This window comes from Patescibacteria group bacterium, assembly GCA_028707065.1.
GTDB lineage: Bacteria > Patescibacteriota > Patescibacteriia > Patescibacteriales > WJLG01 > JAQTUZ01.
In genome coordinates this window covers 1-10555 of record JAQTUZ010000031.1, presented here as the reverse complement: position 1 = coordinate 10555, position 10555 = coordinate 1, and the positions used below count along the sequence as shown (strand labels likewise).

The 10555-nt window shown below is 45.1% G+C and carries 11 protein-coding genes; all 11 read right to left on the bottom strand.

The window, feature by feature from the left end; translation table 11 throughout:
- On the bottom strand, positions 1–281 hold a 281-nt coding region (locus PHE24_06705; protein ID MDD4902789.1), incomplete at its 3' end, for an NUDIX domain-containing protein.
- Between the two features lie 217 nt (positions 282–498).
- A complete protein-coding gene (locus tag PHE24_06700; protein MDD4902788.1) occupies positions 499–2088 on the bottom strand; it encodes an HD domain-containing protein in 1590 nt (529 codons plus the stop codon).
- Positions 2089–2200: 112 nt separating this feature from the next.
- Complete coding sequence (murB, locus tag PHE24_06695) at positions 2201–3145, bottom strand: UDP-N-acetylmuramate dehydrogenase (protein ID MDD4902787.1); 945 nt, start codon at positions 3143–3145, stop codon at positions 2201–2203.
- Positions 3146–3260: 115 nt separating this feature from the next.
- On the bottom strand, positions 3261–3455 hold the full coding sequence (locus PHE24_06690; GenBank protein ID MDD4902786.1) for a hypothetical protein: 195 nt from the start codon (positions 3453–3455) through the stop codon (positions 3261–3263).
- 92 nt (positions 3456–3547) lie between these two features.
- Positions 3548–5140 carry a UDP-N-acetylmuramate--L-alanine ligase gene (locus tag PHE24_06685; protein ID MDD4902785.1) on the bottom strand — a complete coding sequence of 531 codons (1593 nt, stop codon included), beginning with the start codon at positions 5138–5140 and terminating at the stop codon, positions 3548–3550.
- A gap of 81 nt (positions 5141–5221) precedes the next feature.
- Positions 5222–6400: a UDP-N-acetylglucosamine--N-acetylmuramyl-(pentapeptide) pyrophosphoryl-undecaprenol N-acetylglucosamine transferase gene (locus tag PHE24_06680; GenBank protein ID MDD4902784.1), complete on the bottom strand. Its 1179-nt coding sequence runs from the start codon at positions 6398–6400 to the stop codon at positions 5222–5224.
- Positions 6401–6507: 107 nt separating this feature from the next.
- A complete protein-coding gene (locus PHE24_06675; protein ID MDD4902783.1) occupies positions 6508–6999 on the bottom strand; it encodes a hypothetical protein in 492 nt (163 codons plus the stop codon).
- Between the two features lie 61 nt (positions 7000–7060).
- Positions 7061–8200, bottom strand: a complete 1140-nt coding sequence (gene ftsW / locus PHE24_06670; protein ID MDD4902782.1) for a putative lipid II flippase FtsW — start codon at positions 8198–8200, stop codon at positions 7061–7063.
- Positions 8201–8362: 162 nt separating this feature from the next.
- A complete protein-coding gene (mraY, locus tag PHE24_06665; GenBank protein MDD4902781.1) occupies positions 8363–9427 on the bottom strand; it encodes a phospho-N-acetylmuramoyl-pentapeptide-transferase in 1065 nt (354 codons plus the stop codon).
- Positions 9428–9622: 195 nt separating this feature from the next.
- Positions 9623–10039 carry a hypothetical protein gene (locus PHE24_06660; GenBank protein MDD4902780.1) on the bottom strand — a complete coding sequence of 139 codons (417 nt, stop codon included), beginning with the start codon at positions 10037–10039 and terminating at the stop codon, positions 9623–9625.
- A gap of 84 nt (positions 10040–10123) precedes the next feature.
- On the bottom strand, positions 10124–10555 hold a 432-nt coding region (locus tag PHE24_06655), incomplete at its 5' end, for a glycosyltransferase (protein ID MDD4902779.1).

Here is a 10555-nt window from a genome sequence, read left to right as displayed (position 1 = left end):
CCTTCCCAATCGCGGGTGACAAAAACATAAGTATGGTTATTGATGCTTCCGTCAATAAAAACAAATTCAATCTCGCCGCGCTGTTCCAGGTCTTTGATAATAATTCCGGTTTCCTCCAGAACTTCCCGCCGCGCCGAATCAGCCGGACTTTCTCCTGGTTTTAATTTTCCTCCCGGGCCGTTCCAATTTCCCTTGCCGAATCCGCGCGCCTTTTTCTGCAGCAGAACTTCGCCGCGGTCATTTAAGATATAATTTAAATTGACGATGTATGGGAAATTCATAACGATTTTTGTCATCCTGAGCGCCGCGCGAAGGATCTGTTATCCGAGAAATTTTTAAACATCTCATCGAGCATTAGAACGAATTAGTAAAAAACGCTATCAATAAAAAAGTTGGCCGCAGTAATTCAAGTTTCTACAAAATAGATCCTTCGTCGTCAGCCGAGGCGGCTTCCGCCTCAGGATGACAAAATAAGGGAAAATCTTTTTACTTTTTACTTTATACTTTAAATCCTCTCTTCATCTTCCGGTCTTCCTCGTCACGTTTTTCCTCAACCAAGGCCTTAGCCTTTTTGCGGAGTTCCGCGCCGTTCATCTCGTTAAGTTCTTTGGCGCGCTTGACCAAATATTCTTTGGTATTATTTTCCGGGTTTTCAATAACTTCACCCAGAAGCACGTCAAGTATTTCCCCGATCTTCGGCGAAGGCGTAATTTTCAAGTCATTCATCAAGTCGTTACCATTGATCTTCAACATCTTCACCGAAACCGGATCATTCTGCACCCGTTCGAACATATATTGCAGATGGCGCAATTTATACGGTTCGGCTTTCGGCGTGCCCGAACCAAGCCGGTCGGCGATGCGCAGATCGATCAAGTCCTTTAGATTTTCCTTGCCGACTTTTTTGATCAACCTTCGGACCGAAGCGGCCGTCACTTCGCCGGCATTATAATAAAACATATGATTGCGGACCAGATTAACGATACGATCAGTGTCGGCCGCGGAAAATTTCAGGCTTTTGCAAAGCCGTTCGGCCAGACGGGCGCTGACATATTCGTGATTGTAAAAAGTCCAAATACCGTTGATGATTTTTCTGGTTTTCGGCTTGCCGATATCATGAATCAGCGCGGCAAATCTGACCTGCCATTCTTTGTTCGGGCAATGCTTGAGCGATAAAACTCCGTGCTCAAAAACCGTATAGATGTGGTGGCGGCTCTGCTCGATGCCCACGCCCTGTTCCAGTTCCGGAATGATATATTGCAATAATTTCGTCTCGTGTAAAGCCATGATGCCGTCATAGGGGCGGTCAGACTGTAAAATTTTTATCAATTCCACGGCGACGCGCTCGCGGGCGATGAATTTCAACGCCCCGGCCATCTTGACGATCGCGCGCTCGGTTTTGTCTTCAATCTTGAAATTAAGCTGGGCGGCAAAACGGATGGCGCGCATCATCCTTAATGAATCTTCCTTGAAGCGATCATATGGCTCGCCCACGGCGCGGACAATTTTTTTCTTAATATCTTTGACGCCGCCAAAAAGATCAACGATCTGATACCCGTCTTTATAATGAGTCCCCTCCTCGGGAGGGGTGCCGAGCCCGGCGAGGCGGGGTGGGTTATCGCCGACTACTCCGCCAATATCTTTTTGCAAATGAATAAGATATTTTTTTAATTCTTCTTTCAAGGGCAGTTTGCTTTTCTCACTCCTCATCGCCAAAGCATTGATAGTAAAATCGCGGCGCGCCAGATCCGCATCAATCTCTTTTTCAAATTTAACTTCGTCCGGCCGCCGGCGATCCGAATAACCCTGCTCGGACCGATAAGTAGTAATTTCAATCGCATCAATGTTTTCCCCGGCTTCCGTCTTTACCGGCAAAATCACCGTGCCGAATTCATTCTCATAATGCGCCTCAGGAAAAATTTTCAGCATTTCTTCCGGCTTGGCGTTAGTCGTCAAATCCCAGTCATTCGGTCCGCCGGCTGGCGGATTGTCCATTAAAAAATCCCGGACGCAGCCGCCCACGATCCAGGCCTCAAACCCGGCCGTTTCCATTTTTTCAATTATCTGTTCTAAATATTCAGGAATTTTCATAAATCGGTTGCGCCGTGCAGCAGTCTCCGCCTCGGGACTGCTGCAAAATAACCGTAGGCAGCAGTCCGCTAATGCGAGACTGCTGCATGGCAAAAATTGAAAATTTAAAATTCTATCGCAGATAGACTATTTCCTCTTCCAGCTCAACTTTGAATCTTATTTTAATTTCTTTCTTCACGAATTCCATCAGCTCGATCACGTCGCGGGCCGTGGCGCGGCCGGTGTTGACGATAAAGTTGGCGTGCTCGAGGGAAATTTTCGCGCCGCCCATGGCCTTACCCTTAAGACCGTGCATATCGATCAGATATCCGGCGCCGATCTTGCCGCCTTTAGCCACGCCTTGCTCGTCAATAAATTCAGCCAATTGCGGATTAATATGGCGGATATCGTCGACAAATAAATTCTTAAAAACTGAACCGGCGTTGGGTAATTTTGGTTGAGAAGCGTCGCGCTTCTGCATATTATTTTCGACCATCGCGTTGATTTGTTCGACCGGAGCCGGTTTTAATCTGAAGATCGCCGACCAAATTATCAAATTGGGATCGGTTTTAAAAATACTGGTACGATAACCGAATTGGCAATCCTTCTGGCTTAAGGTTTCCCAGCGATTTTTATGCAAATTGTAAACCTCTACCGTTTCAATAATATCGCCGGTATTCATCCCAAACCCGCCGGCATTGCCGCGGATACAGCCGCCGATCAACGCCTGCGGAATACCAAAACCCCACTCCAAACCGGATAAACCGGCCGCTCGGGTAAGTGAAATTACATAAGCCAATGACGCACCCGCGCCGCAGGCAAAACGCGGACTTAGATTGACGGCTTCCCGATTGGAAAATTTGATCACCAACCCCGGCAAACCTTCATCAGCAATCAGCAAATTCGAGCCGCCACCCAAAAAATAAATCGGCTCCTTTTCTTTTCTTGCCCATTCGACCGCCTCAAGCAGATCTTCCTTGGTTTTCACTTCCACGAAAAACTTCGCCGGCCCGCCAATCTTAAAAGTGGTCAATGGCGACAATGGTACACTTTTTTTGATCTTTAACTCAATAGCCATATTTCAATTATCCTCCCAAAATTACAATAATACTTTAATTCTATCATTTTTACCCCAAAAATCAAGGGAAAAAAATATAAAAAAAAGGGGGCTTATTAAAAAGCCCCGAAAAAATCTACAAAACTAATTTTATCCATCTGACGACCATGCCGGCCATGACTACCGTTCCCACAACAGTAGCAGAAAACGTAAATGCGGCTCGCAAGCGCATTTTCATGGGCAATCTTTTTGCCCGCGGATCAAGGAAACAAATTAGGATGAAACAAAGAACAATGGCAACCGAGGTGCAAAAAAAGGTAAAATTATCCATTTACCCTCCCGGAAAAAGTTATTACCAATTTTTAGGATTTTACCGGCAAAATTATAATACAACAAATTATTTGGCAATGCAACCTTATTAGCTTACCCGTTAATGAGCGCTTCGCCAACACGAAAGACGTCGCCGGCGCCGATCAGAACGACGACTTGACCGCGATCAACCGTTTCGCGCAGATATTTTTCGCAGGCGAGCAAATCATGGACGTGTACAAAATTCTTGCCCACCGTAGCTTTAGCGAAGGCGGGTTTGTTCTCTTCATACTCTTTCATCTTGGCGATCAAATCCAAACTGGAAACGCCGCCCTGCTTTTCGCGGGCCGAGCCATAGATATCCAGAACGATCACTTTATCAGCATCGGAAAAGCTTTGGGCGAATTCGTTCAACAAAGCCTTGGTGCGGGTGAAAGTATGGGGATGGAATACGGCAATAATTTTTTGGTCGGGATAGGCGGCGCGCAAACCAGACAACGTCGCCTTGATCTCGGTCGGGTGATGGCCATAATCATCAATAATGGTCGCGCCATTGAATTTGCCCATAATCTTGGCGCGACGGTCAGTTCCGGTGAATTCTTCCAAATAAGTCCGGATATCTTTTAAATCAACGCCCAATTCGATGCTCGCGGCAATCACCGCCAGGGCATTATAGATATTATGTTTGCCGGAAAGGGAAATAGAGAAGTCGCCGAGTTCTTCTGTCTCCGACGGTAACACACCCCGTCCGGCCTCACGGCCTCCACCCCTCTCAAGAGGGGGCTTTTCATTTCTCCTCCTTTCCCCCACTCCGCTATCGCTCCGAGGGGCAAGCAAGGAGGGGGTAGGGGTGGTTGCCGATTCGCGATAGCGAACTTTAAAAAATTGTTTCAGACCTTGCTGCTTAATATCGTGAGCATAAAAATTTACGTCGGCGCGATCTAAGGCATAGGAAATTATTTTCCCGCGGCAACACCCCAAGGTGGCCTCTCTTGCTTCGCAATTCACCTTCTTGACATTGGCGACCCTGGCAATGATCGGATCGTCAAAATTGGTCACTAAAAATCCTTTCTTGGGAATTTTTTCGATAAATTTTACAAAGGCATCGATATAACTTTCCAGGGTCGGAAAAAAATCATGATGATCATGATCGATATTATTCAACAAGACAGCTTTGGGATTATAGTATTTTAATTTATTCTGATATTCATCAGCTTCAATCACCAGATAATCCGAATCGCCATAAGTTCCGGCGCCGTCAAATTGCTCGACTCGCGCCCCCACCAAAACATTCGGTTTTAAGCCGGCTTTCATCAAGACATAACCTAACCAGGCGGTTGTCGTTGTCTTGCCGTGCGAACCGCAGACAGCAATGCCGTACATTTGATTGAAAATCTCGCCTAAGACTTCAGCGTAAGTCAAAGTCTTAATTTTCCCAGCCAATGCCTTGCCGACTTCCGCGTTTGTCTCGAGATTATAGGCTGAGGAATAAATTATCAAATCGGCATCGAACGGAACATTGTCGGCGCTAAAACCTTGATTAACCTTAATCCCGAATTTCGCCAAAATCTGATCAGTCATAAAAACTTCCGCCGTATCCGAGCCGGAAACATTATACCCTTTAGAAACCAAAAACTGCGCCAGCATGGTCATGCCGACGCCCTTAATGCCGATCATGTAGATTTTTTTGAATTTGGAGAAGTCCATAACCTTAATAACCGATATCAAATAACCAATATTTTAAAAAATAATTTAATATTTTAATATTTTTTGGTTATTGGATATTTTTTATTGGATATTCAAAATGTTTAAAATCAATTTAACTATTTCCCCGTTTGCTCCTTCCTTAAAAAGCAACTTAATATTTCTTCCCAACCGTTCTCTCTCCGCTTGATTATCCAACAAAGCTTTGATAGCCGCAACAAAAGAATCTTGATTCAAGATTTTCTGGTTTAAAACCACGGCGGCATCTTTTTCGACCAGCAAGGCGGCATTGTCTTCCTGATGCGAATCGGGCATCGGTATGACGATCGCCGGTTTTCCGGCAGCGGAAATTTCCGTTAACGCCCCCAAGCCGGCGCGGGAAACGATTAAATCGGCGATAGAAAGCGCCGCGACCATTTGCTCCGCGTTTAAAAATTCAAAGGGGTGATAATTATCGTGCCGCTTGGCAATCATCTTCCCCTTCCCGGTCGAATGGATGATCTGGCAAAAAGTGACCAAATTTTCCAAGCCTTGCTCGACTAATTTGTTTATCCCCTCCGCCCCCGTCCCCCCGCCAACTACAAAAACAACTGGCAAGCCTCCACTTAAATTAAAATTACCTTCTGTTCTTTGTTCTTTGATCTTTGTTCTAGTTGGATTTCCTGTCCAAACTGCCCTCGCACCGTAATCTTTCAAAGATTTTTCAAAAGTTACGGTGATAGTGCGCGCTAACGGCGCCATTAATTTATTAGCCAAACCCGGTCGGATATCTTGCTGATGAACGATCACCGGCACGCGCAAAAGCCAGGCGGCCCAAACCACGGGAACAGCCACAAAACTTCCGGCCGACAAAACCAAATCCGGCTTTTCTTTGAGAATTATAAAAAATGCCTGCCAAAACGCGAGCTTGATCTTAAAAATATCGATAAAATTCCGCCAATCAAAATAACGGCGCAATTTGCCGGCGGCAATGGCGCGATAGCGCAGACCGGCATCTTTGACCATTTGCTTTTCAATTCCGGCCTTAGTGCCGACAAACAAAAATTCAAATCCACCTTCGCCCGTTGATACGGACTTCGTTGGACGCAATCCGCCCTTGTCCGCCGACTTGTCCTCCGAAGCTTTAGCGAAGGGGGAAGCCTTGGCGAAGGCGGGCTGGGCGCGCAAGTCTTCGGCAATCGCCAATAATGGCGAAACCGAGCCGGCCGTTCCCCCGCCGGTGAAAATGATTTTTTTAGTTTTCTTTTCAATATTCCTATCCATATTCCCAATCTTAGACCAAAACAAAAAATAACTCAATGACGAGTTATTTTTTTATTCTTAATATATTCCTGTCAATTCACGAGTGGCGGCAAGCGATTTATTTCTCTCTAATTTTTATCAACGAAACTGATCACCGTCTTCTTCTCCTGCTTATGCTCTTTTTTCAGCTGATTGTACTCTCTGTTAACTTCATCTTTTTTCCCCACGGCCGTCTGGTATATCGTACCTTCTTTTTGGGCGTCTCCATATCCAAGCACTTTTTCAGTGCTGGGACCTTTCCCTCTCACGGAATAAGTTGATTTTGAAGATTCGGCCGCGAGCATCGCGTCGATATCCGAAGCTTCTTTGGTTTCGGTCGGCGGCTGGCTAAAAGCAATGGGGCCGGGTTCAATTCTTCCATGTGATTGTTTTGCCGGCGTCACCTGGGTCGAATCAGCTTTTCCTTTTTTAGCAATATCGCTTACCGGGGTTTCGGCTTTAAGCCCGGCCACAATTCCGCCGGCCATAATCATCGCACCCGCGGCAAAAGCCTTAACCGGATTCATTTTCCCCTTATTTTTAGATTTTGGCTCGGATGTAGGAAAATTTTCAATACCCATATTTTTTATTAATTATTAATATTACTTTATAATTATAACAAATCCGGACAAAAAAGTCAAATCAATGAAAATTAGTCGTCTGCCGGCTGATATTCAAGACGATTCCCAAACCGATCAAAGCGGCTATTAAACTTGATCCGCCTTGGGAAACAAAAGGAAGAGGAACGCCGGTCATTGGAATCAGGCCGATGATCCCGCCGACATTGAAAAAGGTTTGAATGGCCAGCCAGGAAGCTACGCCGGTACAGAGCAGTTTGCCGAAAAGATCGGGCGCGTACTTAGCGATCATAATGATCCGAAAAAAAAGAAAAAGGCAAAGCAGAAGAAAGGCCGTGGCAAAAACAAAACCGATCTCTTCGGCCATCACCGCGAAGATCGAATCGCCGTAGGCCTCTGGCAAATACAAAAATTTTTGCCGCGATTGTCCCAAGCCGCGGCCGAAAATTCCCCCCGAACCAACGGCGATCAGCGACTGATTAAGCTGATAGCATTCAGCTTTGACATTAGCCGATGATTCAAAAGCGCATTTGAAGCGTTCCATTTGATAAGGTTTAAAATGCACCATTACCGTCAAAGCCAGAGCCACTAAAAGCAGAACGATCGCCAAATGTAATATTTTTCCGCCGCCGACAAAATAAACGATCAAAGAAACACTGCCGATAATGGCTAAGGTGCCCAAGTCCGGCTGTAACAGCATTAAAACGGCGATCACCAATAATACCAAAAGGAATGGACCGATCCCCTGCTTGAAATCATGCAAGTCTTTTCGCCGCGCTTCCAGCCAGGCCGCCAGATAAATCAGAAAAAAAATTTTGACGAATTCTGAAGGCTGAAGGGAAAAACCGAAAATATCCAGCCAGCTCCTGGCCTTGCCGCCGTTCATGCTCAAGCCGGGAATAAAAACCAGTGACAAAAAAACGCAGGAAAGAACCAAAAAGAAAAAAGCGTATTTGCGCCAAAGATGATAATCGATCTTGTAGCAGATGTAAAAGAGCACCGCCCCGGCCAAAACGACCAATAATTGCCGCTTAAAAAAATAATTGCTCGCCCCATAGCGCGTATAGGCCACGACCGCCGAAGCCGAAGAAAGAAAAACAAGACCGAGGACGATCAAAAGCCCGATGGAAACCAAAAGTTTTTTATCGGGCTGATGCAAAGCTGAAGAAGTTCTTTGTTTAATCGGACGTCCTACTTTGAACATTAACATGATGCGAATACTACCGATTCGTCTGCCGCGCTACGAATGCGGCTCATACGAATTAGTAATAATGAACGCGAATACCGCGAACTATTTAACAAATTTCAATTCGGTTCGCGGATTTTGTAGTATTCGCGTAAAATTCGTTGTATTCGCATTATATACCTAAAATTTAATATCCAGAAAAAACATCGCCAAGCCGATGGCGGCGGCCACGCCGGCGATCATCCAGAAGCGCATGACGATCTTGGGCTCGGACCAGCCGATCGCCTGAAAATGATGATGGATCGGCGCGGATTGGAAAACTTTTTTTCCGCCGCGTAATTTTTTGGAAGTTAGCTGAATGATAACCGATAAAGATTCGATCACAAAAATGAAACCGACCAACGGCAGGATAAAAGCGCTGTTGGTCAGCAAGGCGATAACACCAAGCGCGATCCCCATGCTCATCGCTCCGGTATCGCCCATGATAAATCTGGCCGGAGTAATATTAAACCAAAGAAAGGCGATTAAAGCGCCGATGATGACTCCGCAAAAAGCGGCCAGATCGAATCTGCCTAAAGAAAAAGAAATTACCGAAAAAGAAGCAAAAGCGATCAACAAAGTTCCGCCGGCCAAACCGTCCAAGCCATCGGTTTCGTTAACGGAGAAAGCGGTGGCGACAATGACAAAAATAAAAAACGGAATATACCAGGCGCCGATCTCAAAGTTTCCCAAAAACGGAATATGCAAAGTCGTCCAATCCAATTTAAAATAAAACCAAGCCGCGCCGATCGCCGCGATCACCGTATAGATAAGAAGGCGGTGTTTCATGCGCAAGCCGCCTTTGCCCTGGCCCCGGATATCCAGCCAGTCATCGGCCAAGCCGATGATGGCGCTAAAAATCAAAATTCCCAAAGGCAAAAGAGTTTCAGAGCGGGAAAAAAAGTTCAAAGCCGACAGACTGGGGAAAAATTTTCCCAAATAGAAAAAAACAATGATCAAAATAAGCAAAGTTCCCCAGATCAAAACTCCGCCCATGGTCGGCGTGCCGGCTTTATGCAGATGCAGGGCGGTGAAGATCGGCGTATTGCCGTTGTTGCGGATCTTCTTGCCCATCTTATATTTATACAAAAAATGGGTCAGGATCGGCGTACAGGCAAAGGCAAGGACAAAAGACAGCGAGGTTAGCAATAAGATTCGGACTAATTGAAGCTCGGGCATAAACAAGGAGCAAAGAGCATGGAACATAGAACATGGCGAAACGGAAAACGTAATTCTTATCAAACCATCTTTTTTCTATTGCCAGCTCTTCTCTAAATTTAAAAAATTAAATTAATTATATTTATTTTTCGTCCGCAGATATTTTTCTAAACTTTAATTTTACAATTATATTTTTATTTCACACCTGCTCTATGCTCTATGTTCCATGTTCTGTGTTCTATGTTATCGAAAATTCATCCAATAGATCGGGCCAAGCGCCAATGACAAAAAAACATTAACCAGCAGCGCCGTGGCCAGCAATAGATGGGCGATAAACTTAAAATTTTTATTTTTCAGAAAAACAAATAAAAGTAAAAAATTAAGCGCGCTAACGAATAAGCCAAAAATGGGGATCATGAACAATTTTTTCGCGTCGCCGACCAAATCAATGCCAAAATCGACAGTAAAATGCAAAATAGCCAGGCCGACGACGACGCGGCGCGCGAATAGCCAGACAAATGCCCAGATTGAAAGGTTCTGCAATAACAAAATGATCAGATAAACTTTGACAAAAAACAAACCAAAAACTTCGGACAAACTATAAGCGATTTTGTCTTTCAAGAGATCAAAGTGATGATAAATTCTAGATAAACCCAGCATAAGTAATCCGCCTTCGGCGGAGCCCCGCTACGAAAAGGGGCACATCCGAATTTTATTAAAAGGTATTCTTATTTTACCTGCTATTTATTCTTTTGCCAACTTAAGCAGTTCGTCAATATAATCGGGTGAAATCCAAGCCGTTTGCTTAACCTTAATTTTCTCAAGTTCAACCGGGTTTTTAATAACTTTTGCCATTTTTTCAGCTAAATCCACGGGGTTCCCCGGCTCAAATAAAATGCCGCCTGCTGCTTCAAGCAATTCGGTGATGCCGCCGATTTTCGCGCCGATGACCGGCAATCGGGTGGCAACCGCCTCGTAAATAACCGAGGGCGAATTTTCATAGCATAGCGAGGGCACGATCAGGCAATCAGCGGAGAGCATCAATTCCTCAACTTCATTTTCATTTTTTCGTCCCAAAAATTTTATCTCTTGCCTATCGCCGGAAATTTTTTTTATTTCTTCCAGCCTAGAGCCGCCGCCGACAATTACCAATTCAGCGCGCAAATTCATATTACC

Excerpts from the sequence above, each read along its gene's own strand:
- PHE24_06680 (MDD4902784.1), bottom strand. The coding sequence starts at position 6,400 with ATGGATAGGAATATTGAAAAGAAAACTAAAAAAATCATTTTCACCGGC.
- mraY (MDD4902781.1), bottom strand. The coding sequence starts at position 9,427 with ATGTTCCATGCTCTTTGCTCCTTGTTTATGCCCGAGCTTCAATTAGTC.
- PHE24_06675 (MDD4902783.1), bottom strand. The coding sequence starts at position 6,999 with ATGGGTATTGAAAATTTTCCTACATCCGAGCCAAAATCTAAAAATAAG.
- murB (MDD4902787.1), bottom strand. The coding sequence starts at position 3,145 with ATGGCTATTGAGTTAAAGATCAAAAAAAGTGTACCATTGTCGCCATTG.
- PHE24_06700 (MDD4902788.1), bottom strand. The coding sequence starts at position 2,088 with ATGAAAATTCCTGAATATTTAGAACAGATAATTGAAAAAATGGAAACG.
- PHE24_06685 (MDD4902785.1), bottom strand. The coding sequence starts at position 5,140 with ATGGACTTCTCCAAATTCAAAAAAATCTACATGATCGGCATTAAGGGC.
- ftsW (MDD4902782.1), bottom strand. The coding sequence starts at position 8,200 with ATGTTCAAAGTAGGACGTCCGATTAAACAAAGAACTTCTTCAGCTTTG.
- PHE24_06660 (MDD4902780.1), bottom strand. The coding sequence starts at position 10,039 with ATGCTGGGTTTATCTAGAATTTATCATCACTTTGATCTCTTGAAAGAC.
- PHE24_06690 (MDD4902786.1), bottom strand. The coding sequence starts at position 3,455 with ATGGATAATTTTACCTTTTTTTGCACCTCGGTTGCCATTGTTCTTTGT.